Origin of the sequence: Pelagibaculum spongiae (assembly GCF_003097315.1) — a bacterium.
GTDB classification, from domain to species: Bacteria; Pseudomonadota; Gammaproteobacteria; order Enterobacterales; family Pelagibaculaceae; genus Pelagibaculum; species Pelagibaculum spongiae.
Genome location: NZ_QDDL01000001.1, coordinates 1,002,778 through 1,027,626, shown reverse-complemented (window position 1 = coordinate 1,027,626; position 24,849 = coordinate 1,002,778). Strand labels below are relative to the sequence as shown.

Annotated in this window: 15 protein-coding genes; 5 read left to right on the top strand and 10 right to left on the bottom strand. The window is 40.7% G+C overall.

The window, feature by feature from the left end:
• Positions 1–9 precede the first annotated feature (9 nt).
• From DC094_RS04365 to DC094_RS04345, 4 genes are all read left to right on the top strand, one after another.
• Entirely contained in the window at positions 10–264 is a 255-nt protein-coding gene (locus DC094_RS04365; RefSeq protein WP_116685842.1) for a hypothetical protein, read from the top strand.
• Positions 265–595: 331 nt separating this feature from the next.
• Positions 596–1,666 carry a transposase gene (locus DC094_RS04360; RefSeq protein ID WP_116685841.1) on the top strand — a complete coding sequence of 357 codons (1,071 nt, stop codon included), beginning with the start codon at positions 596–598 and terminating at the stop codon, positions 1,664–1,666.
• Positions 1,667–2,409: 743 nt separating this feature from the next.
• Positions 2,410–3,723 carry a DEAD/DEAH box helicase gene (locus tag DC094_RS04350; RefSeq protein ID WP_116685839.1) on the top strand — a complete coding sequence of 438 codons (1,314 nt, stop codon included), beginning with the start codon at positions 2,410–2,412 and terminating at the stop codon, positions 3,721–3,723.
• A 212-nt stretch (positions 3,724–3,935) separates the two neighbouring features.
• Complete coding sequence (locus tag DC094_RS04345; protein ID WP_116685838.1) at positions 3,936–4,700, top strand: hypothetical protein; 765 nt, start codon at positions 3,936–3,938, stop codon at positions 4,698–4,700.
• Between the two features lie 198 nt (positions 4,701–4,898).
• Here DC094_RS04345 and DC094_RS04340 read toward each other — a convergent pair whose 3' ends face one another.
• Entirely contained in the window at positions 4,899–6,170 is a 1,272-nt protein-coding gene (locus DC094_RS04340) for a dicarboxylate/amino acid:cation symporter (RefSeq protein ID WP_241503958.1), read from the bottom strand.
• A 525-nt stretch (positions 6,171–6,695) separates the two neighbouring features.
• On the opposite strand from DC094_RS04340, the gene msrA reads away from it, so the two are divergent.
• Positions 6,696–7,340, top strand: coding sequence for a peptide-methionine (S)-S-oxide reductase MsrA (msrA, locus tag DC094_RS04335; protein WP_116685837.1), 645 nt, complete (start codon positions 6,696–6,698; stop codon positions 7,338–7,340).
• 89 nt (positions 7,341–7,429) lie between these two features.
• Here msrA and DC094_RS04330 read toward each other — a convergent pair whose 3' ends face one another.
• The 9 genes from DC094_RS04330 to DC094_RS04290 form a co-directional block, all read right to left on the bottom strand.
• Entirely contained in the window at positions 7,430–9,037 is a 1,608-nt protein-coding gene (locus tag DC094_RS04330; RefSeq protein ID WP_116685836.1) for a GGDEF domain-containing protein, read from the bottom strand.
• A gap of 115 nt (positions 9,038–9,152) precedes the next feature.
• Positions 9,153–10,088, bottom strand: coding sequence for a DMT family transporter (locus DC094_RS04325; protein ID WP_116685835.1), 936 nt, complete (start codon positions 10,086–10,088; stop codon positions 9,153–9,155).
• A gap of 562 nt (positions 10,089–10,650) precedes the next feature.
• Positions 10,651–13,266 (bottom strand): S8 family serine peptidase, encoded by a 2,616-nt coding sequence (locus tag DC094_RS04320; RefSeq protein WP_158527208.1) that lies wholly within the window; start codon positions 13,264–13,266, stop codon positions 10,651–10,653.
• A gap of 482 nt (positions 13,267–13,748) precedes the next feature.
• Positions 13,749–16,364 carry a hypothetical protein gene (locus DC094_RS04315; RefSeq protein WP_116685833.1) on the bottom strand — a complete coding sequence of 872 codons (2,616 nt, stop codon included), beginning with the start codon at positions 16,362–16,364 and terminating at the stop codon, positions 13,749–13,751.
• 77 nt (positions 16,365–16,441) lie between these two features.
• On the bottom strand, positions 16,442–19,021 hold the full coding sequence (locus DC094_RS04310) for a S8 family serine peptidase (protein ID WP_116685832.1): 2,580 nt from the start codon (positions 19,019–19,021) through the stop codon (positions 16,442–16,444).
• Positions 19,022–19,369: 348 nt separating this feature from the next.
• On the bottom strand, positions 19,370–20,491 hold the full coding sequence (locus tag DC094_RS04305; RefSeq protein ID WP_116685831.1) for a DUF1513 domain-containing protein: 1,122 nt from the start codon (positions 20,489–20,491) through the stop codon (positions 19,370–19,372).
• Positions 20,492–20,523: 32 nt separating this feature from the next.
• A complete protein-coding gene (locus DC094_RS04300) occupies positions 20,524–21,609 on the bottom strand; it encodes an imelysin family protein (protein ID WP_116685830.1) in 1,086 nt (361 codons plus the stop codon).
• Between the two features lie 68 nt (positions 21,610–21,677).
• On the bottom strand, positions 21,678–23,138 hold the full coding sequence (locus DC094_RS04295) for a di-heme oxidoreductase family protein (protein WP_116685829.1): 1,461 nt from the start codon (positions 23,136–23,138) through the stop codon (positions 21,678–21,680).
• Between the two features lie 88 nt (positions 23,139–23,226).
• Positions 23,227–24,489, bottom strand: a complete 1,263-nt coding sequence (locus tag DC094_RS04290) for an imelysin family protein (RefSeq protein WP_116685828.1) — start codon at positions 24,487–24,489, stop codon at positions 23,227–23,229.
• Positions 24,490–24,849 lie beyond the last annotated feature (360 nt).

Genomic DNA, 24,849 nt, shown 5'->3' with positions numbered 1-24,849 from the left:
TGTAGTGCTATGTCAAATCAATCTGATGCTTCTAATCCAAACCAGCAAAGCTTAACCGACGAATCATATAAAGATATGGTCGAGATTGCTCGGGTTGGGCCCCGCCGTGCAATTATGAATACAGAGTATTGTCGTTGGTTCCACTGTATTAATAGGGTATGTAGAAAAGCGTGGCTGTGTGGGGTTGATCCCGATACAGGTGAAGATTATCAGTATCGGCAGCAATGGATTGTTGATCGGTTCGACAATAAATGCCAGGCATAAATTTATTAATGGTTCTCTAATCTGATTAATACGTTTGATTTTTCAACGGCAGTTTCTTTATATATTCTATTTGATTCAAGCGACAATAAATGCCAGGCATAAATTTATTAATGGTTCTCTAATCTGATTAATACGTTTGATTTTTCAACGGCAGTTTCTTTATATATTCTATTTGATTCAAGTGAATAGCGAAGGTCTGTAGTGCCAACAATGAATGCCAGGCATAAATTTATTAATGGTTCTCTAATCTGATTAATACGTTTGATTTTGCAACGCCAGTTTCTTTATATATTCTATTTGATTCAAGTAAATAGCGAAGGTCTGTAGTGCTATGTCGAATCAATCTGATGCTTCTAATCCAAACCAGCAAAGCTTAACCAACGAATCGTATAAAGATACGGTTGAGATTGCTCGGGTTGGGCCACGTCGTACAATTATGAATACAGAGTATTGTCGATGGTTCCACTGCATCAATAGGGTATGTAGAAAAGCGTGGTTGTGTGGGGTTGACCCCGATACAGGAGAAGATTATCAGTATCGGCAGCAATGGATTGTTGATCGGTTGGCGCTGTTGGCTGATGCATTTTCAATTGAAATAGCCAGTTACGCGATCATGAGTAATCATTACCATTTGGTATTGTGTGTCAATCTGGAAAAAGCCAATAGTTGGTCGGGAGATCAGGTGCTACGCCGGTGGTGCAAGGTCTATAAAGGCCCTGAAATGGTTCAGCGCTATTTGGACGGAGAAAATTTATTAGCAGATGAAGTGAATTACGTTGAAAGTTTTGTGGAAGAATATCGGCAAAGATTAACTGACATTAGTTGGTTTATGCGTAGCTTAAATGAACCGATTGCACGAAGAATTAATAAAGAAGATAAATGCACAGGTCATTTTTGGGAAGGGCGATTTAAAGTCCAAGCATTGTTGGATCAGCAAGCAATCTTAACCTGTATGGCTTATGTTGATTTAAACCCCTTGCGAGCCGGTATTGCGGGTACGCCAGAAACATCTGAATTTACCTCAATCAAGCAGAGAATTGACCGGAATTCAAAGAAACACAAGAAATCATCACCAGATAAGCCGTCAGTCAAACCTAAGCTAAAACCTTTCAAGAGCAAGGATGAGCTGAAAGAAAATATTCCTTTTTCTTATCCAGATTACTTACAGTTGGTCAACGCCACAGCAAAAATTGTCAGAGAAGGTAGGTCATCAATGGATTGCTCATTACCACCGATTATTCAGCGATTGAAAATAGATGAAACCGTTTGGATCACAACCATGAGACCTGGTGGTAATCATTTTCACCGAGCCATCGGCAGCTTGTCCGCTTTGCGAACGCATGCCAAGAATATTAAGCAACGTTGGGTGAGTGGTACTAACTCGGATTCGCTGTATGATTAAAATGAATCTGCCGTAAGTTACATAAAAATATTTATGCCTGGCATATAATCTCTCATACATTTTTCCTCTGCACACTTTTTATTAAAGATCCATAAGTGAATATGTTTTATTGCAAGTTATATAAAATAAATTTTCCTCGGTAAAATTAAAATAATTAATCCTTGGTTGTGCTGGATAAAATAAATTATGCCTGGCATAAGAAAAGCGTGTGGCATAAGAAAAGCGTGGCATAAGAAAAGCGCATAAGAAAAGCATGGGTTGTTTGGCCTCGCTGAGGAAGTGTGCACTTAAATTAAAACAGTTTTTGGTCAGTGGTTCAGGTTCGGATCGATTATTTAAAGATCTATAAGTGGGTGTAATTTGTTGCGAGTCATATAAAATAAATTGTGCTTGATACATTTTTCTTCTGCACACTTTTTCTTAAAGGTCTATAGGTGAATATGTTTTATTGAGAGTTATATAAAATAAATTTTCCTCGGGAAAATTAAAATAATTAATCTTTAGTTGTGCTGGATAAAATAAATTATGCCTGACATAAGAAAAGAACGTGCCTAGCATAAGAAAAGAACGTGGCATAAGAAAAGAACGATATGTGGGCCTAGCATGCGTTAAAACAAAACTGCTGCCAACCACAACTCCACCAAGGCTAGATAACTGATCAGACTATCTGTCTGAAAACTCAGTTGTAGTGCGTCATCGTGCTAAACTGCCCCTCTTTAGAATATTAGCGCCAGTACCTCCTGATGAGTTTTCAATCCCTTGCCCTCGATGCCTCCCTGTTAAAAGCTTTGGCAGAACTGAACTACCTTGAGCCGACACCGGTTCAGCAACAAGCCATCCCAGAAGTGCTGGCAGGCTATGACCTAATGGCCGGTGCGCAAACTGGCACAGGTAAAACGGCTGCTTTTGCACTGCCGATTTTGCAAGGTTTGCTGACGCGTCGTGATGCGCTAGCAGTTGAAGTTAGCGCTGGGTTTGAAGTTGAAGCCGAGTCAGATGACTTTTATCCAGCGCAAAAGCCAACCCCTCAAATTAAAGCGTTGGTACTAACGCCGACCCGTGAATTAGCGCAGCAGGTGCATGCCAGCTTTGTGAAATATGGTGAGCACACTGGCTTAAATTGTCAGCTGGCTTATGGTGGGGTCAGCTTAACGCCGCAATTAAAAGCACTTAAAGATGGTGCTGATGTACTGGTTGCAACGCCGGGACGTTTGTTAGATTTGGTATTTAAAAAAGCAATTAATATTCGCCATTTGTCATATTTTGTTTTAGATGAAGCCGATCGAATGCTCGATATGGGTTTTAACGATGAGATCCAAAAAATTATTCGCCAGTTGCCGAAGCTACGGCAAACCATGCTGTTTTCTGCATCGTTTAATGATTCGGTATTTAAATTAGCTAAAAGCTTTATGAATCAGCCAAAGCGAATTGCGGTTGATGCTAGCCATAGTGCAGCGGTAACCGTAGAACAAAAAGTCTATTTGGTTGACCCAGAGCGTAAGCGCGAATTGGTATCGCATTTAATTGGTAGTAAAAATTGGCGGCAAGTGTTGGTGTTCAGTCGTACCAAGCAAGGCGCCGATGAACTGGCTAAAGAAATGTGTAAAGACGGTTTGAAAACGGTTGCAATTCATGGCGATAAATCGCAAGGTGCCCGTGAACGCGGATTAGCTCAATTTAAAGCCGGTGAAGTACGAGTATTGGTGGCGACCGATGTTGCTGCGCGAGGTTTGGATATTGCGCAATTAAATGTGGTGATCAACTTTGACTTGCCTTATATCGCTGATGATTATGTTCACCGAATTGGTCGTACTGGCCGAGCAGGGCAATTGGGCTTAGCGATTACTCTGATGAGTATGGGCGAAGAATATTTGCTAGAAGAGATAGAAGTGTTAATGGGAGATCGGTTGCCTCAGCAGTGGCTAAAAGGCTATGAGCCAGATTTAACCCGTGAAATTCCTGCCAACCGTAAAAATAGTCGTTCAGCTGAAAAACAGCGGGCGAAGAAACGCGCTTTTAGTAAAGTTACGAGTAAAGGCCGAGGCGGAAAGCGCTAGTTTTATTAATTTTTGGTCAATGATGTACAGATTGCAGAATCTATAACCGCTTAGTAGATTGCTAAACACAATCTACTAAGCACTTTTCATCGTAAGCTATTGTTTATTTGTTCTTAACTTCTATACAAAATCACATGTAGAATCTAATGATTTTGACAGGTGTCGTTTGTTAAGCCAATATTTTATGATTATAAAATTGAAATAGCTTTGTTATGGATAGTTCTGAAAGCGATGGGAGTGCTGGGAGTGCTGGAGAAAATTTAGTGGAAGCCCAGCAAAACCTCGAACCTCATGGGCCTTTTATAGGTGTAGATACCATAGAACAAACCGTTTCTCTTAGTGTTGGTCTTTTTGGAGTTCTGGCAGAGAAAAGTTTGGAAAGAGAATGGAAGAGCTGCCTTTTCCAGAATGGTAAGCCACAAATGCTATTAGGTAACCTAGGAGCGCTTGCGATTACATTTATTCAGACTGGTTGCAATTTTAAAAGATTTTTAGAATATATGACGGAGAAGGAAACCAACCCAAGTTTAGAGGCTGTATATCAAAGCTATCGCATGATTCTTAAAAGGAATGATGAAATGGGCGATATCGGTGCTCGTTTTTTCAAAGGTTTTTTATATTCTCCTCCTAGTACAATAAAAATGTCTGATTTTGTGAGTTATTTTAAAGCCGTTGCGCAAAAAAAAGGCTGCGTGGCTCTGGTGAATGTTGCCTATCCTTCGGCGAGAAGATACTTCGTATTTGCCCAAAATGAGCATTCAGCGGTTTTTTTTGATCCACTAGTTGGAAAGTTTGGCGTTGAATATGTTAACGATAAAAAATTTAAAGTTTCAAATTACAGTAATTATTTTTTTAGGGAAATTTCAGATGATTATCTACTAAAAAGTGGCGTGATCGATAGGCATTCTAATGCAAAGGTTATCATTCTAAAGCCACTGGATCAGCAAGACTCTAGTCAGCCGTTCAAACCTGTTTAGTTTTATTTCCCATATTATTTTTTATTGAATTAATTGTAGAGAATTATCAGTGCAAATATTATTAAGCTTAAAAATACATGTTCAGTGATTCGTGCTGCATTATAAATCTCCAAAAATACAATGACTTTGAAATAAAAAAGCCGCGCTAGCATTACCCGCGCGGCTTTGATGTTTTGCTTTTAATGGTTTGCGTGCCAGTTAAACCTTTTGAGTAACCGGTGTGCCTGCAATATTTGCTACTGGCTCAATGTCCAGCTCACCTTCAGTACGTGCAATAACAGTCGTTACCATTAAATCGCCTGTTACGTTCAGCGTGGTTCGTGCCATATCTAAAATACGGTCGATACCAGCAATAATCGCGACACCTTCCATTGGTAAGCCAACAGCAGTTAATACCAGCGACAGCATAATCAAACCTGCACCAGGAACACCAGCAGTACCAATAGAAGCCAGCGTTGCCGTTGCAATAATGGTCAGGTATTGGCCAGTGCTCAGGTCGATGCCAAACAGCTGGGCAACGAACAATGCGCAAACACCTTGGTAAAGCGCCGTGCCATCCATATTAATCGTAGCGCCTAATGGCAATACAAAACTGGAAACGCTCTTAGAGCAACCTAAGTTTTCACGTGCGCAACGCATTGAAACAGGCAAGGTGCCGGCGCTCGAAGTGCTGGTGAATGCGACCATTTGCGCATTTAAAATGCCTTTGAAAAAGCGTGGTAAAGGCAACTTGGAGATAGCAGAAACCAGACCGCCATAAACAACCAATGCGTGCACAATACAACCGATATAAACCGCAGCAATTACTTTAGCCAGTGGTAACAACAGGCTCATGCCGTATTTACCTGCAACCCATGCCATTAAGGCAAATACGCCGATAGGTGCAAACTTCATGATCATTTCAGTCAGTTTGTACATTACTTCAGACAAGCTCTCGAACAGCTTGGCCACAGGCTTACCTTTATCACCAGACAGATTAATTGCTACGCCAAGGAATAAAGCGAAAACGATGATCTGCAGCATTCTGCCAGAAGCTAACGCATCAATTGGATTTTTTGGAATCAAGTTAATGATGGTGCTAACTAGTGAAGGTGCTTCTTTAGCAACCATTACTTTATCAGCAACCATGTTCAAGCCCGCGCCCGGTTCCATGAGGGTGCCGAGTAATAAGCCAATTGTGATGGCTACTGCGGTGGTTAATAAATAGATCGCAACCGATTTTAAGCCGATCCGGCCCATTTTTTTAGTGTCTTTCATTGAAGTCACGCCGGTGATCAATGAACAGAACACCAATGGCACAATCAACATTTTGATCGCATTAATAAACAGGCTGCCAATTGGCTTAACCATTTCGGCTTTTGGCCCTAAAAAGGCACCTAGTGCTATACCAGCAATCATGCCGATCAGAATTTGTTGCCATAACGGCATCGATGACAGAAACCCGCCATCGCTTTTAGCTATTGAGCTCATGTTTTCCCCTTTTATGCACAATTCAAAGACAATACTTGTTTGAAAACCGCGCACGCGAAGCTTTCAGACAATTACTAATGGCAGAAAGAGGTTGTAAAGTGCTGATGCTAATTTTTTGAACTAACTTTTTGATTTTTATTGTTGGCTCCAGATACCACAGGCGTTAGGCCGGGCTTGGGAAATATCTTTTTAGCAGATTCATGCTTGATGGAGTCTGATATAAGTCATTTTGTTGACAAGTCATTCCAATTGCTCACGAATGCCAATAGTCGAATGTTTATGCGCAGAAATGACTAGTTGTGGTTTGGCTTGCACGAGCAAGGTGCATCTGGTCGGTTTCTGGCAACATTTAACCGCTTAGGCTTGACCTGTTTTGTCAGATAATGAACTCTTGGGGAATAGCTGAGTCAGATAGTCGGTTAATGACTAAGGCTTAAAATGGGTTGATTTTCTATCTCGATATCTTAAATATATCGGTCTGTCCAATGAATCAATCAAGCACCCACACATACTGAGACTTGCCCAATGCTGCAATTTTTAAATAAACAACAAATGGTGCGTCCAGAGGATGCATTACCCGGTCGCGATACGGCGATTAGCTTGAATTATGAGCACTTTGTTAGCAAGAACGATATGAAGAAAATGCCACAAGGGCTCGAAAAAACAGTGTTTGGGATGGGATGTTTTTGGGGGGCTGAGCGTTTGTTTTGGAAGTTGGAGGGTGTTTGGTCAACGTCAGTTGGTTATGCCGCGGGTTATACGCCGAACCCAACTTACCGTGAAGTCTGTAGTGGTGATACCGGTCATTCAGAAGTGGTTCAGGTTTTCTTTGACCCAAAAAAAATTAGCTACCAACAATTACTAAAAACCTTCTGGGAAAATCACGACCCAACTCAAGGTTTACGTCAAGGTAATGATAAAGGCTCGCAATATCGTTCGATTATTTTAACCGATAGCGAGCAGCATTTATTACAGGCAGAAAGTTCTCGCAAAGATTACCAGCAAGCCTTGCAAGCTCAAGGAATGGATTCGGTAACTACCGAGATTGAAACTTTGGGAGTGTATTACTTCGCAGAAGAATATCACCAGCAGTATTTGGCCAAAAACCCAGGAGGTTATTGTGGTTTGGGTGGTACTGGCATCAGTTGTCCAGGCAGTTCAGCGATTTAACAAACGAATCATAAAAAAAACGCAGCTTATAAGGCTGCGTTTTTTTATTTCATCAAAAGGAATCAGCCTTTCCGGTTTGGGCTTGTAATTCAAATAGTTGTTTCTTCGCTGGCTTTATCCGCAGTTTTCTTTTGCTGATACATTCTTTGATCAGCCAAATGCAGTAAATCATCTACATCCATAGTTTCGGTCAGTTGAGCAATACCAATGCTGACGCCAATGTTTAGCTGCAGCTTATCGATATCAATGGTTTGGCCGACTCGATTTTTTAACCGTTTGGAAAAAGCTTCTACTTGAACCTGGTTCATATGACGCAAAATGATAATGAATTCATCACCTGCCAAGCGAGCAAAAAAGCTGTCTTCTGGTAGATGATCATGAATTTTCTGACAGATTTTACAAAGCAGCTGATCGCCCACTACATGACCATGCTCATCATTGATTTCTTTGAATTTATCTAAATCTAAAAATAATACGTAGGGGCAATCTTGGTTGTTGCATTCTTCGACAACCTGCTCAAGTTCTTGCATTAGATAATGACGGTTAGGTAGGCCAGTAAGATGGTCATGATAGGCTAGGTGACGTGCTTCAGTTTCAAGGTTTTTACGAAGGCGCACTTGGTTGCGTAAACGTTGATTAACCGCCATTAAATAAATCATCCAACACAAGTTAACAACTAGCAATAAAGAGCCTGTAATTAACCAAGGACGAATGCTCTCCCAGCTAAAGCTAAGTGAAGGTTGATAGATAAAGCCACTTTGATAAAAATTATTTTTTGCTAGACCCAGCGTAATAAGCGTTTGGCTTATCTCACTGATTCGTTGCGGATTAATGTAACCAATTTCTACCAGATCACTGCTAATAAACTCTGCTGCCATTTTTAATTCATAACGCATGTGCTCGAGGCTTTTCTCAACCGGATAGTTGGTAATGATCCACTGCACAGTTTCTTCCGGATGATCTAAAGCATATCTCCAACCTTTGATACTCGCTTCGCGAAACCTAGCAACGATATCTGGTTGTGAGCGAAGAAACTGTTTGCTGGTGAACAAATAGTCGCTATAGAAATCTATGCCGAAGTTACGAGGATTGATCACTCGATAATCGATATTCAACTCTTCCAATCGGTAAGGTTCATTAATTAGATAAGCATTAAAAACATCGACTCGATCTTCAAGTAAATCTTCTAATTGAAGTGAAGTAGGTATTTGTTTGATTTGATCGAGGCTAACTTGATAATTATTCAACATGGCGAGTAATTCGGCATCCTGCTTTTTCGGATACATCATCACTCGCTTGCCGATCATGTCACGAACTGTGCGAATGCCGCTTTCTTTCTTGGTCAGGTAGACAGAAGGTGAATGTTGAAAAACAGCAGCTAAAGCAATCAAACCCTTACCATTAAGCCGCTCTCGCAGTACTTCAGTATTGCCAACGCCAAAATTTGCACGCTGTTCGAGTACTTCGGTTGTTGGTATTTTTCTTTGGCTGCCAGCAAGAATCGATACATCTAGATTGGCTTGTTGGTAAAAACCTTTTGCTTTGGCCATATAAAAACCAGCGAATTGAGGCTGATGCTTCCAGCGCAATTGTAAGGTGACAGCTTCTTCTGCAAAAGAGGAGCAGGATAAAAACAGGCTAGTAAGAAAGCTCAAAATGAGCGTGGCTCGCTTGTAATTGTTATTTTTTGGCGCCATGCAACTGCTGGGGTGTTCTTTAGAATAGGTGCTAATATACTGCGAATTCGCTCAAATTGCATGACTTGAAGCATAAAAAATGTTTGCGGATGCTTCAGTCGTTACATTTTACCTTCTATTTCTTCGATAATAAAAATGCACCATAAGTAACCATTATCAAAGCAATTACGTGGTACATACTGAAATGCTCATTTAGCAAGAACACCGCTAACATACTAGTAATAACAGGGCCAGTCATATTGATTCCTGCTAATTTAGCTGGGCCAATTAATTCAATAGAACGACTAACCAGATAAGCTGGTATGACAGTACAGAATATGCTCAGTCCGCCACCTATTAACAACGATGTGGTGTTGATAGGGATTTCTAATACTTTTTGAAAAGGCGTCACCAGAAAAAAATGACTAATAATGGCTACGCTAGAGCCGATCATTGCTAAGCTGGTGAACAAGCCACTGCCCAAGCGAGTGATCAGTGGTTTGCTGGCAATCAAGTAGCAGGAAAAACTGATGGCCGAAGCAAAAATATAAAAACCGCCAGTGATTGCCTGAGCACCAATTGAGTGCAATTCTTGACTAAATAATATCGCAATACCGCTATAGCAAATAATTAATGCAATCCAAAAGTACTTGTCGAGTTTTTGTCTCCATATAATCTTTGCTAGTAATGCGACCATTAATGGGTAACTAAATAAAATTAAACGTTCTAACTGAGCGCTAATTAATTCCAGCCCTTTAAAATCTAACCAGCTAGCAAGCCAGTAACCCGGCAAGCCAATTAATAGCCCAAGCGCCAATATTTTCGGCGTTAGCAGCTGTGATGATGTTTTAAAGTTCTTTCGAGCAATCAATAAAAATATGGGCAGAGCAAATATCATGCGCAAAAAAAGAATAGTTTCCGGCGTATAAATATCAGCATTTTCTAGGTAGCTCAGCTTGATAATAATCGGCTTAAAACTAAAAAATAGCGTGCCGAGCAAACCCAAAATAATCCCTTGTTTGTATAGTTGATCAGTAGTTCTTTGATCTTGTGGTGGTTTGGTCGTATCCATTTTAGTGTCCTGGTTTTGTGTTGTGATTATTTTTTTTATTGGTCGCTATTTCTCTCGATTACTTTCAGTCAGCCAAAAAAAACGGCTGCCTGTAAAGGCAGCCGTTAGAATTCTGAAGTCAGTGCTTGTCAGGTTACTCGCCTGAACTGTTTGATTTCAGCAAAACCATACGGCCGCCACCTCGTTAGGCGAGATAGCCAGCGGTGAAATAGTTTTGATAAAATCGATAGCAACATTGGAAGCACTAGGTTTTAAATTGATAGTATGAACAAAGAGTATCAGCAGAGAAATAAAAGTAAAGCTTTGAATTGAATAGGTTGCCAGGACTAGGTTGCTGGACTGGATTCAGGCTAAATGATTGCTGGCAAGGATACGAGGTGAAAGAAGCGAGTAAAACAAGAAATAGCGGGCTTGCTTTTGATTAACTGGAGAGTAAACCATTATATTGAGAGTGTCGGCGAAAGAGGTTAGCGCCCAACTCGTATTGGTAGAAAGAAACGTCCATGTTTCTGCTTTATGTTCCTCTATTTATTTATCGAAACACACTGAATGTTCCGCTCGATCACTCTTTATTAATTGCCGTAATCACGAGCTCTGGCGTAAATCGTGAACCAGAACTGAAGACTCTGGCCGAACCAGGGGCTTGAACGTTTAATCGAAAGGCTCCGGTTAAATTATTTTCAGTAATTAATGAGGTTACATCTACATCTACCCAGCGATATTCATTTCTACGAACAGACTGTGATACTGTTTTATTGTTTATAGTTTCTGGCTGGGTATTCCATGTCACGCTGTCTTCGTTCCAGTCAGCGCTAACTTCTTGTATGGTAATCTCTGCGTTATACGGTAATCGATCGAACCTGAGGCGAACAAATATTTGTGGTGACGATTCAAGGTCAATGCCGCTTAAATCATAATTGATTAAACCATGCATAGAGTTTTGAGGGTTGTAGCCTGAATTTAATATCATTCTTCTGATATTTAAAACGCGATCTTGAAGATAACCGCTTTGTACAAAAGTACTGTCAGTGGATTCTAAAGTACGTATTGCTGCAGGAGGAGTATGGCTAGTACGTGTATAACTGGATGTTAATTGTAATGAAGGTGCCCTGCCAGATTCTGACGCCCTCAAGCTTGTGTAAGCACCATCAGTTTCATTGCTGATTACGATAGAACCGCTAAAACTCCCGTCTTTAAGAAAAGGTGATATATCAACTTCTATCCATTCGAATGCATCCGCTTTAGAAACATCGATATAAATACTGTCATCGTAAATTTCAGGTTGGTTATTGTAGCTTATATCACCCATCGTCCAATTGTTTTCAGTTTCTCTTATGCGAAGGCGCGCTACTTTGTTTGTTGATTGTACATACAATCTTAATACAAGTGTGTTTTTATTTAGTAATTGATCATTATCAAAGCTAAAAGCTAAATAACTATGGCGAGTTTCGGCAGGCGACGATGTTTTAGCGAGCAGAAAACTCCGATTAAAACTCCTATTGCTTGATCTTCCCCCTTGCACAAAGACATCTTTAGTTGCTGTGTGTTGAGAAACTACAGGCGTTTCCATTTCATAGGTCACTCTTAGTGTCGCATCACTATATGTCCGAAAAGCATTGATTAAAACGTACCAAGTACCAGTTTCGGGTAATTCAAAAGAGCATTCTTCGTTATTACCAGTTAAAATTGAAGCGCAATTAATGGGTATTGGACTTGTAGTTGAACTTGAACTTGAACTTGTAGTTGAACTTGTAGTTGTCTCTGGTGGAGAGAGGTATTGTACAAAGAGATCTAAATTTCCATCGCCACCTTCTGTGATAAATGTTAGATTCATCGCGCCATCAGGAATTTCTATTTGATAATATTTTTGTTCTCCTGTGGTATCAGAAATAATTAAAGACGTGTTTTTTACTAATGTTGTGGGTGCTGAAATAGGAATAAGGCAGTTTATTATGCAAGGTTCTTCAGCTCTATCAAGTGAGAATGCGAGTCGATTAGTAGTATATAGGGTGATATCTGTAAACTGAGTAAATGTAGATGCTCGGTTTAAAATTAAATCATGTAGCTCGCTTGTATTTAAATCGTTATTCTCTTGTAAATATAATGCAGCAATACCAGCAACATGTGCAGCAGACACTGCAGTGCTACTCATATTTTTCGTACCAGTCACATCTTGATTGTTAGCTGATGGGATATTGCTTCCAGGTGCAAATATATCAACACAATAGCCATGATTTGAAAAATCTGCTTTTACATCAGTAATGGTTGTTGCAGCAACATTTATAACACCGGGTAATCGACCTGGGCTGTAATCACAAGCGGAATCATTGTTATTACCTGCAGCGCTAATAACATGAACACCACTCTTGATTAATCGTGCTACTGCTTCATCTAAAGCAAGGTGGCTATTAATACTAAAACTAAAATTTGCAATGGCAGGCGTTTCTGCATTATTTATTAGCCAGTCAATAGCTTTAATAACATTTGCGACGTTGCCATAGCCATCACAATTGAGCACTCCAACAGCAACAATGTTAACATCTTTTGCAACACCATATTGTGTTCCACCTATCGTGCCAGCCACATGTGTACCATGACCGATACAATCAATAGCTGCTTGCTGGTTATTAATTGAATTATAACCAGAGCTTGCGCGGCTTGAGAATTCTTGATGGTTTATATTAATACCAGAGTCAAGTACATAAGCCGTAATGCCGGTGCCGTTATAATCATAATGATAGCTATTGTTTAGCGTGGCTTCACGCTGATCGATTCGATCAAGCCCCCAACTTATCGGTGTTTCAGGGCCTCCAGTTTGCATCATGCTCTGTGGGATCAGTTGGAAAGAGACATTAGGTACTATGTATCTAACATTAGAGTTGTCACGAAGTTCATCAATTTCAGTTTGATCTCCCCTTATTAAAACACCGTCTAGGGCATCGCCAAAAGATTCTAATAATTCAATATTTAAACTCAGAGCCAAACGTTGTGTCATATCCCGAGCATAATTTCTACGTTGACTAACAGATAAATAGTTTGCTTCATCTGGAGAATGGTATACAACGATATACTCTTCTGGAATGGGGAAGTTTTGCTGCGTTGCGTGGGAGAGTTGAATTGATCCTATATAGACTAATGCATAAATAATGCTGTATAAAAAATAATGTAGTATTTTCAAGATGTACTCCTTGCAGACATCAAGCTCACAGAAATTAAAATTATCCTGATCACTGTAGATTAGAGAAACTACAACGCTTTGTGATAAATAACATAACGTGTTGTGCTGTGTGACCACCATGAATGGCGAAAGCGCCCAAAAAAATGGAGTGATCATTTAAAGTCTTGCCTAATATACAATGCACGGAATAAATGACTCTAAAAATAGAGTGCTTATTAAATTCTGTAGCCCTAAATTATCAATTTAAGTTGAAGGGGGTTTTAGCTAAGGCAGTCAATCTCCATTGCTAAGAAAAAAAGTATAGTTCAAGTCATATGAATTTATTAAGAAATTTTCGCGGTGTGTTAAGTGATTGTTTTAACGATTGTTTGATTTGATAGTGGCATATAAAACAAAAGCCCCGCTAAGAAATTAAAATAATTAATTCTTGGGGGCTTTATAAATCAATCAATTTATGGCTAGTGCATGTTGTTATCTTTCATTTATTGCTGGTGCTCAGGGCAATAAATATCTCTGTATACATGATAGTTTCCATCCAGAGTGATAGTATAATCCCCAGTAGGGTCAAGGAGGACCTGATACCCTCCAAACGAGCTAAATGTGTCGGCAGATGAAGATTCTACTTCAATAGCCACATTTGGGTCGTTAGAGAAGTATATAGACGTAACCTCATTTGCAAGCGCTTCAGCTTTAGCTAAGGTATCAAACGTTTTAAATAACACTAGGTCGTAGTCTAAGTCGAGGTGCCCTATCCAGAAGCCTAGATCTTGTCTTATACATTCACTTGGTTCTGGTTCTGGCCGCGACGGATCATAAGCGATCTCAACATCAATAGTCCATCGGCCGACAGATATACCAAGATCCTCATTGGCGTATAAATAATTAGAATATATTGTCCATGAGAATCTTTCGATCGTAAAGGGAATCCCGTTTACTGAAAATGTAGCACCGGCATTATTTGCATCTCTAATACGCTTAAGGTTAGTTAAATCTTGATCTGAAGTTCCAAATCTAAACTCTGTTTCTGTTGAATAGCTAGGGGGATTAGTAATGGCCCCTCCAACGCTGAATCTTTCGCAATCACAAGAATTATTTGGGTATATATCTAAAGTATCTCCTTCTACAAACCCTATATTAGGAAAATTAATAGACAGGAAATATTCTCCGGTATTTATATCGGAATTCCAATAAATACTATTCCAATGCAGCTGATGATCAGGATTCTGACTCGTACTAAAAGATCCTGCGTCTTGTATAAAGGTCATGTCAGCTTGTGCTCTAGCTAAGCCTTGAGCGCCTAGTCCATATCTTTTAACAAGAGAATTGGTGCTTCCAGACACATGCTCCACCACAAATCCGCTAATCTCCCTTGGGCCAGCTACACCACTATCTCCAATAGCGACATATGGGTTGCTTGCATTCCTATAGTTACCCCTCAAAGTTAGGGTGTAAGGACTTGTGGTGTGTATAGGCGAATAGCCATTAGCGAGACGCACAATAACTCTGTATCCTTCCGCAATTTCAACATATGTTATTGGATTCTGTTCCACCGACCCTAAGCGACCTGTATATAAATATGCAATATTCTCCCTAATCCATTGGGCTTTTTCCTCTGCTAAAGCATTAGTTGCCCAGCCTTTAGAAAAACTATTATGGCCATTCCTGTACCATCCGTGAGACTCCCATTCAGGATCATGGTTATGCACTGTTCCCGCAACGAAAGTGCCATCATCTAAGTAACCTTTAAAGGTTGCACGATCAACAGCAGCCGTTCCATTAAGACTAGGGATATTGTTAGAATCCATACCACGCCCAGTCCAGGTTCCGCCATCTTTACGAACAACAGTCACGGTCATGTTAGAAACATGTTCAGACCATACTAGGTTGTAATCACCGTGCGCATTAAGCTCCCCTGCATCAACCAAATTAGGCATGAATTTAGGAATAATAACTTGCCCTCTGAGGAGTACGCCAGCATCGGTAGTTCCTTCAAAAAATATGCTTGATATTTCTTTATGAGGATCATCTACAATGGGAATTTCATCCGAACTAGGTATAACAGAAACAATATTAGGTCTATTGTCGAAGAACTTAAATGTCGCCGTAATGTTATTAAGCTTGGTAATCCAATTTAAAGTGTAATTACTATCATTACCAATTGGGCCTAACCCGACGACTTGATGCGGAGCTATGGGCGGATTATTTGCTGAAATAGAATAAACACTTCCAATGTCAAATTGATTTTGTAGCATAATAAATCGCGCACCAATTACATCGCCATTATAACTATAAACCCGCTCAACATCTTTAACCACTCGAGTAATATTTATATTTGGAGTCTCTTCAGCATATATTCTTTTGACGTTATCTTTAATCCATGCCGCAGTTTCCAATGGATATTCATCAAACCTTTTTTCAATAATATTTTCGTCTATAGCTGTCCACCCTCCGCTGTTCCAACTGTTTTCTTCAAACACTTGAAAGGGTCCACACCCATAGAAATATCCGTAGCTATTACCTGTAGCATCAGCCCAAAACTGATCTAAATGAGAATTAATATTCCAATATGCATAGTGCGAATCAAACAGAGCATTCATAATGTGGTTTCTTTCGCCAGGATTATGACCCATGTTAAATAAAGCATGCCCTAGTTCATGATAAAAAAACCATTTTACTGCACCGCCCCATTCACGGTTTAGGAACGCTCTTTGAATAGTCATATCAATATATCTAGAATTGCTGCACTTCGATACAAATCCTAGTGCATCGGCACTTTCATGAATACCTATATATACGTTTCTATCGTATAAGTAGCTTAAATCAAACCCTCGACTCAGAGCGTCTGCTAAAAATTCTTCAAAATATGGAAGTAATTCAGGGTCTACAAAGAACGTCGGATCTGGAGCGCTGCTAGCCGCTGTAAATAGAGAGCCTCTCGGTATGTCATCTTCTACTACATCTCCTTCAAGGCTGTATACACCATCTGGAAGCTCACTTATTTGAACATTCTGGACATCTTTTTCGACATCATCAAAATCTCCTTTTCCGCAAGAAACCAGCACTCCAATAAACGCTAACAGTAATAATAGTTTTTTCATAATCATCACTTTTTGTCGTAAAGGTTAAGTAATTTTTTGAGTTTAATGCTTTAGTTAAAACTAGATGCTTTAATTAGTTACTCTTCATTAAGTGTTGTAATCACGAGCTCTGGGGTAAATCGAGAGCCAGAACTGAAGACTCTGACCGAGCCAGGGGCTTGAACACTTAACCGAAAAGCTCCGGTTAAATTACCTTCAGTTATTAATGAAGTTACATCGACATCTACCCAATGATATTCATTTCTCTGAATAGACTGTGTTACAGTTTTGTTATTTATGTTTGTCGGCTGGGTGTTCCATGTAACATTATCTTCGTTCCAGTTAGTGCTAACTTCTTGCAAAGTAATGTCTACATTGTATGGTAAGCGATCAAACCTGAATCGAACAAATATTTGTGATGATGGCTCAATGTTAATGCTATTTAAATCATAATTGATTAAGCCATGTATTGCATTTTGAGGGTTGTAACCCGTATTTAATATCATTCTATTGATATTTAAAACACGATCTTGAAAATAACCGCCTTGTACGAAAGTACTATCAGTTGATTCTAAAATACGTGGTGATGTAGCGGGAACAGCATGGCGAATCTCTGCACTGTTAGATGTTAATTGTAATGAAGGTGCGCGGTCTGATTCTGATGCCTTTAAAGCTGTGTAAGCACCATTAGTTTCATTGCTGATTACGATAGAACCGCTAAAATTCCCGTCTTCAAGAAAGGGCGATATATCAACTTCTATCCATTCGAATGCATCCGCTTTAGAAACATCGATATAAATACTATCATCGTAAATTTCGGGTTGGTTATTGTAGCTTATATCACCCACTGTCCAATTGTTTTCAGTTTCCCTTATCCGAAGACGCGCTACTTTGTTTGTAGATTTTACATTCAACCTTAATAAAAGCGTGTTTTGATCAGATAGTTGATTATTATCAAAGTCAAAAGCTATATAGCTAAGGCGGGTGTCTGCAGGCGATGACGCTTGAGCAAGAAGAAAGCTCCGATCAAAATTCCTATCACTTGAATCGCCCCCTCTCACAAAAACATCTTTTGTTACTGTGTATTGAGAAACCACAGGTGTTTCAGGCTCTCTGTCGTAAGTAACCGTTAATATCGCATTTTCAGATGTGAAAAAAGCTTCAGTCGTAAGATACCAAGTGCCAATAGCAGGTGATGCAAAAGTGCATCGTTCATTATTGCCACTATAAAATGAAATACAATCATAGACTTCTCGGTTTATATCTGGCGGAGTAAGATACTTCACGTAGAGGTCAATATCTCCTGTGCCACCTTGCAAGGTAAATGTTAAATTTATTGCTCTTTCAGGTATTTCTATCTGAAAATTAATGCGCTGATTTTCAGCGCTAGAAATAACTAAAGGTGTGTTCTCTACCAGTATTGTGGGTGGAACAGTAGGGGTAGGGCAGTTTGTTATACAATCTTCTTCTGCTTCAACGAGCGAGAACGCGAGTCGATTAGGACTATCTGAATTAATTCCTGTCAGTAGTTGACTTGATGCTCTAGCTTTAATTAAATCCCGGAGTTGGTTTGTACTTAAGTTACTGTTTTCTTCTAGATATAATGCAGCGATACCAGCAACATGGGGAGCAGCCATAGAAGTGCCGCTCATATTAATTATTCCATCGTCAGTTGCATAGTTTGCTGAAGGAATATCGCTGCCGGGTGCAAATATATCGACACAATAACCATAGTTAGAATAGTCTGCTCTTTCATCAGATATGGTTGTTGCGCCAACATTAATCACACCGGGCAATCGGCCAGGGCTATAACTACAAGCAGTATTATTATTATTGCCTGCAGCGCCAATAACATGAACACCACTCGCGATTAATCGGGCTACAGCTTCATCTACGGCGATATAGTCATAAATTTGAGCGCTTATATTTACCACAGCAGGCATTTGTGCGTTATTAACTACCCAATCAATACTGTCAATAATATTTGCAATGCTACCTGCACCGTCACAATCAAGTGCTTTGACAGCAACAATATTGACATTTTTTGCAACGCCGTGTTGCTCTCCACCTAATATACCGGCTACATGTGTACCATGACCGTGACAATCCAGCGCTAGTTCGTTGTTATCAACGGCGTTATAGCCAGAACTTGCGCGACCTGAAAATTCTTGATGATTTATATTAACGCCGGTATCAAGCACATAGGCTGTAATACCAGTACCGTCATAATCATAGTGGTAGCTATTGTTTAGTAAGGCTTCACGTTGATCGATTCGATCAAGCCCCCAGCTTAAAGGCGTCACAAGATCATCAACTTGTGTCATGCCACCTGGGTTAACTTGTATAACGACATTAGGCAGTATGTATCTAACATTGGGATTAAGGCGAAGCGCATTAATTTGAGCGGGAGCGCCCCTCATTAAAACGCCATCTAGGGTATCGCCGAAAGTTTTTAATAATTCAGTATTAAAACTTGATGCCAGACGTTGGGATATTTCCCTTGCATAATTTTTACGTTGATTAATAGATAGGAGGTTTTTTTCATTCGGAGAATGGTATACAACGATATACTCTCCTTCAATGGCAGTGCTGTATTGTGTTGCATGGGAAGGTTGGCTTGATCCAATATATACCAAGGCGTAAATAGCACTGTATAAAAAATAATGGATTATTTTCAAGGTGTACTCCTTGCAAACATGGCAAGGTCGCAGAAATTAAAATTATCCTGATCACTGTAGATATTAAAAAACACAACGCTTTCTGACAAATAACGTAATTATGCCGTATGCGTTGATTGACTACCATGGATAGCGGAAACGCTAAGAAATGAAAAGAACATTTCTGGTCTTGTCTAATCTACGATGCATGGAATTAAATGACACTAAAAATAGAGTGCTTATTAAATTCTACAGCCCTAAGCCATCAATTTGAGTTGAAGGGATCTTTAGTTAAAGCAGTTAAACTTCATTGCTATAAAAAAAGTATAGTTCAAGTCATAAAGGTTTTATCGATCGATTTTTTGCGGATTATACTAAATGATTATCCCAGCGGCCGTCGAACTTGCCAATCGTGATGGATTGTTCGCTGACGCCTGATCGGTCATTGCATGGGCGGTACAATATTAAATCGCCACGACCACCGGAAATTAGAAACTCACCGGCTTTACCGCTGGCGGCAATGCCACAACCATCGGCTAAATCTGAATGGCCGAGCCATTGACCATTATCGGTAGACCAGTAACTAATTAATCCACCGCGAGGAGAAGAAACCGCCATTACTTGGCCGTTACTATCCATAGTGATGCTACCGCAATAATTACGCATGCGATCGAGCTTGTTGGCGGGAATGTCTAATAGTTTAATCTCGCTGCCAGGCTTCCATAAAGCAATTAATGGATGTCGGTCAGATTTTTTACCTTGGTACTGCAAGGCAATACCTACACTGAAATCTTGATTGACAGCAATATGACGAATACTCAGCTGATGGTATTTTTTATCTAACTGCTGGCGAATCACTTGCTTGCCGGTAGTGCGCTCTATAATGGCTAGGTTTGGTTGCATACTTTCGAGATTTAACTTAGCACGGCCAGTATCTGGATGAGTTAATATGCCACCATTAGCGATAATCAAGTATTGCCCATCAGGTGACAGCAATAATTCATGCGGGCCAATACCGCCCGATGCAAATTCACCGGTACGCTCGAACTGGTTTTCTACATCATAAATTCCAATGACACCTCGTTGGTTATCAAAGTCATTCTCAGTAGTGTAAAACCATTGTCCATTCGCAGAAAAAACACCATGGCCATGCAAATGTCGGTTGGGGTGACCTTGCAAGGTTTGGCTTTGTCCGGTTTGTAAATTGGCAACTAATAGCCAGTTTTCTGGCCGCCTTGCGACCATTACCAGCTGCTTGCCATCTGGACTTAATGTGGGGGCATGCCCGCGTGCTGGTAACGGAATTTCAAATAACTTTTTCCCTGATAAATCAGTCGCTGAAAGAAAGTAGTTGCCCTGGCTATCGGCCATTCCGCTATAAAACTGTTTGTCAGTATGCTGCTGACTGATTGCTGCCAGCAAGCTAGTTGGCAGCAATATAGCGGCAGTTGTAGCAGCGGCTGTCATTAAAAAGGAACGGCGATTCATCATGGTAGTACTTCTCAAAAAAGGCTAAAACAAAACTAATCGCCATCTAGGCTGTTAAAGCCCAAAGGTAAATTGATTGCGCTGGGCAACTTGCTTCCAATCAAATTTTTAAGGCTGCTGGTATTTTTCACCAGCGTTTGCACCTTAGCGCGCTGTGTTGCATCGGCGACGGCTTGTACTAGAGGTAATTTAATCGCATCGACGGATAGTAATGCAGTAGTGAAGGCTGCTTTAATATCGCCGTCTAATGCCTGACCTTTTAACTCTGGAGCAAAAGCAATTAAATACCATTGCTGGGTGGCCAGTAGGTTGTTTTTAATATTTTCTAGTGAGTTTTTACTGCGCCATGATTCTGACTTTTTGCCTTTGGCTTTTTCTAAACTGCTGCCTAATGGCGCTAATAGTTTTTGGTCAACGATAGATTGCAGCTGGGTATAGAGGTTATTTAAAAAACGCGCGGTAATTTCACTATCGGAACTGAAAAAATCGTTACCTTTTTGTCCGGTCGACAATAAAAGCGCTCGATAGCTTTGTTCGCCGGTTTGCCATTCATCTTTAATTTTACTGGTGATGCCTTGTAAATTACTGGCAATGGCGAGTTGTAAGTTACAGCGAAACTGATTTTTATCTGAACCACCAAATAAACTGGCTTGTGATTTTTTGCCGAAAAGTAGTCGTTCAGATGCCGTCAAGCCCTGCAGCGCAACACTAGAACGTGAAAACTTTTTAGTTTCAAGCAGTGCTGGGTCTGCTTTGGCAATCATTTTATTAAATTGCCGGCCACCGGTGTTGCGTTTATCTGGCCACATTTCAATTCGGTAATGGCGCAAAAAACTATCTGCTGGACCAAAGCGCACTGGCTGAGCTTGTGTCCAGTCGGCCATCACCTGCTTCCATTGTTGCTGCAAGCTTTGCAAACCCGCTTGATTGGGTGATTGACAAAACTGTTGGCTCAGCTGAGCAAGTTGAGCGCTGCTGGCACTGAGCTTTTGATAAGAAGGAATAATTTGTTGATCAATTAACTGCTGGTTGGTTTTAGTCCAATCGGCAGCAAATATTGGTGTCGAAAATAAATGGCTGGAACAGAGTAAGCTGATTCCAATTAAAGCCTGTTTTTTCATTAAGCAATGCTCGCTAAAAATAATTTGCCGCTAGTGCTTTAATCAGTGTTGGCGGCAAAATTGAAAAATTATAATGACTCAATAAATTGGATCAGTTGCTGGCGCTCGACTTTGCTCATGGCAACTACCTTATCTCGCGCGGGTTGCGCTTCACCGCCATGCCACAAAACTGCTTCCAGCAAGCTACGGGCACGGCCGTCATGCAAGTAATAGCTATGATTATTGACGATTGGCGTTAAGCCGATACCCCACAATGGAGGAGTTTTCCATTCTTGCCCGCTGGCTAAACCTTCCGGGCGATTATCTGCCAAACCCGGGCCCATATCGTGCAACATTAAATCGGTATAAGGCCAGATCTTCTGATTAGATTGTTCGGGTAAATCGTCACGCTGGCCGGTGGTATAGCTTGGAGTGTGGCATGCGGCACAGCCGGTTTGATTAAATAGCTTTTTACCTGCTAATACGTTGGCATTGGTTGGGTTTCTTCTGGCTGGCACAGCTAAGTTTCGTGAATAAAATAAAACCAAGTCAGAAATTTGCTGGTGGACTTCCAGATTTTCATATTGCGGGCTATTGCCGTTTAGGGCGTCAGTACAGGTTTTCTGATGGGTGGTACATTCACCAAAACCATTTGGATGCAGTGGTGTTGATAAACCCATATCACCAGAAAATGCGCCTTGCGATTGCTCGTCTACTCCGGCATTACCGGCTTTCCAGCCGTAGCGCCCGAGCATGACTTGCTGGTGCAGCGGACTCCAAATCCTATTCGGCTTACCGGAAATACCATCGCTGTTGTTATCCTGTGGATCGGCATTGGCCAGTAAATCTTCTTCTTTGATCGCTTCTAGTAATCCTAAGCCAATCATTTGTGGCGCAATACGAGGCGATAGCATGGTATCGGGATGCATCGCGCCATAGCCTAAATCGGCAACTGAGTAAGTAGGCATGCGCAAGCTGATTGCCTCGCCATCGGCTAATTGCAGCGGTATTTCTCTATATTCAATCACCATACGACCTTCAGCATTGTGACCCTGTACCGCAAAGTCTTGCAATTGGCCGCCATAGGTTGGCTCGGCAATCACAGGGACTCTGCCGCTATCTAATAATTGTTGTTGCTGCTGGTTTTGCGCAGGAATACTCAAACGCAAAAACATTGAAACTGAATTATCTTGGGCATTTTCTGGTGGGTGGCCACGACCATCTTTTAAGTGACAACGCTGGCAAGACCGAGCGTTATATACCGGCCCTAAACCATCGGCTGCTTTTGTTGATGCTGGCGAAGAAACCCATAACCGTTTAAAAAAACCATTGCCAATCCGAAAATTTAATTGGTTTTCAAATGACATATTGGCCGAAGGATGGGAAAAAGAATTTTTATTAAGCTTTTTCTGATGCGTTGTAGCACCGCCAGGAAAAGCCTCTCCTGGCTCAAGTTGATTGGTTTGGGCAATAGCAGAAAAGCTACTGACCAAAAACAACAAAACCGGCAGAGTGCCGGTGAGATTTTTTTTATTCTGGCGGGAATGCATGTACCAATCCTTCTACTACATAAGTTTTAAAAAGTATTTTAAACCAGGAGGTTGCTAGTTCAGCCTCCTGATTTAATTAAAGCGGATATTAGGTGCCAATCACTTCTGGTGAATCCAAGCTATCAGAACCTTCAAAAGCAACCGGTTCAAGTTTCAACGCTGACACAGCTTTTTCAATCAATTTAGTTTGTGACAGCAATGCATTAATCGCTTCAGTCACTTTCATATTGCCGCTGGTATTGTTATCGCTAATCAGCTGGTCATATGCGATACCTTCCAGCTCTGCACTATCAACCAAAACTTGCATTTTGCTCATGGTTTTATGCAGCGCCTTACGCATTTCTGCATCGGCTTTTGGATTGCTTGCAATCACTAAATCAGAAGCGGAGGGGCCGCTGAAACGGCTGCCGTCGATACGGGTATAGCTACCGGTGTAAACGATTTTTACGCTCAGTGCATCATCATAATGTGACCAATGCGTATTGTCTGAAAAGCAATCATGCTCTTCTTCTGGATCTTTTAGCATTAGGCCAAGCTTCATTCGCTCGCCGGCTAATTCACCGTATGACAAAGAACCCATGCCAGTAAAAATTCTTGCAACAGCAGCTTTTGGTGACTGAGACATTAAATCTTTACGTGCTTCGCCGCCTTTTTCCCAAGCTTTCACAATCCATTGCAGGTCAGTCAGCAATAAATCAACTGATGCATTTAAAAATTCAATGCGGCGGTCGCAATTACCATGGGTGCAATTTTTGGTATTAAAATCGCTGGCTGGGCGATTACCAGCGCCAGCGCCAGTACCATTTAAATCTTGGCCCCACAGTAAAAATTCAATTGCGTGATAACCCGTGGCAACGTTGGCTTCAACTTCATCCACTTCGTGCAGGTCTTTTTCTAACAACTGTGGTGTGATCTTTGAAGCATTAATAGTTTTGCCAGAAAGCTTCAATTTAGGATTAGCGATGACGTTGGCAATGTAATAAGGGTTTTCGTCTGATTCGTCGCCATAGCCAGCGTCAACATAATCAATTAAGCCTTCATCTAATGGCCAGGCATTTACTTTACCTTCCCATGCATCAACAACCGGATTTCCAAAGCGGTAAGCTTCGGTTTGCTGATACGGGTGGCGAGCGGCTTTCCATGCGGCGCGTGCTGCTAGCAAATTGTTCTGAGTAGGATCTTTTATTAAACGGTCAATGGAATACTTTAAATTTTGTGCCGTAATCAGCGAATCCTGATAAATCACCTGTGCCAGATCCGCATAGTGAGTTACTACGGCTTTTTCGGTAGGCGCTGCGTGTGCGATACCGCTGAAAAGCAATACGGCTGCCAGAGACAGGGTTTTTTTCATTAGAGGACTCCCGACCGGTATTATGAATACCAAAATAATTGATGCTTGAAAAATCGAAGCAAATGATATGCATTCTCATTCATAAGGTCAATAGGAATCATTCTCAATATCACTTGTGTCTGAATTTATTCTCGAATTTTTGCATGGCTAAGGTTTTGCTGCTGAATGTTGTTTTGCAGGTTTTATGCGACAACGTACCTTCGCTAGCGGCTTCATTACCTAAGAAGTGATTAGAGTCATTATTGGGATGATTGGAGGCAGTGCTGGTTTGAGAATATTCCTTAAAAGCAGTTTGTGTTGGTTGTTTTTTGAACAGTTTTAAGAATATGCTGATTGCGCTATGTAAACATGAACTTAATG

Bases quoted from the DNA above. Each gene is read 5' to 3' on its own strand.
- DC094_RS04350 (WP_116685839.1), top strand. From the start codon at position 2,410: ATGAGTTTTCAATCCCTTGCCCTCGATGCCTCCCTGTTAAAAGCTTTG.
- DC094_RS04325 (WP_116685835.1), bottom strand. From the start codon at position 10,088: ATGGATACGACCAAACCACCACAAGATCAAAGAACTACTGATCAACTA.
- DC094_RS04360 (WP_116685841.1), top strand. From the start codon at position 596: ATGTCGAATCAATCTGATGCTTCTAATCCAAACCAGCAAAGCTTAACC.
- DC094_RS04305 (WP_116685831.1), bottom strand. From the start codon at position 20,491: ATGATGAATCGCCGTTCCTTTTTAATGACAGCCGCTGCTACAACTGCC.
- DC094_RS04295 (WP_116685829.1), bottom strand. From the start codon at position 23,138: ATGCATTCCCGCCAGAATAAAAAAAATCTCACCGGCACTCTGCCGGTT.
- DC094_RS04330 (WP_116685836.1), bottom strand. From the start codon at position 9,037: ATGGCGCCAAAAAATAACAATTACAAGCGAGCCACGCTCATTTTGAGC.
- msrA (WP_116685837.1), top strand. From the start codon at position 6,696: ATGCTGCAATTTTTAAATAAACAACAAATGGTGCGTCCAGAGGATGCA.
- DC094_RS04345 (WP_116685838.1), top strand. From the start codon at position 3,936: ATGGATAGTTCTGAAAGCGATGGGAGTGCTGGGAGTGCTGGAGAAAAT.
- DC094_RS04365 (WP_116685842.1), top strand. From the start codon at position 10: ATGTCAAATCAATCTGATGCTTCTAATCCAAACCAGCAAAGCTTAACC.
- DC094_RS04315 (WP_116685833.1), bottom strand. From the start codon at position 16,364: ATGAAAAAACTATTATTACTGTTAGCGTTTATTGGAGTGCTGGTTTCT.
- DC094_RS04340 (WP_241503958.1), bottom strand. From the start codon at position 6,170: ATGAGCTCAATAGCTAAAAGCGATGGCGGGTTTCTGTCATCGATGCCG.
- DC094_RS04290 (WP_116685828.1), bottom strand. From the start codon at position 24,489: ATGAAAAAAACCCTGTCTCTGGCAGCCGTATTGCTTTTCAGCGGTATC.
- DC094_RS04300 (WP_116685830.1), bottom strand. From the start codon at position 21,609: ATGAAAAAACAGGCTTTAATTGGAATCAGCTTACTCTGTTCCAGCCAT.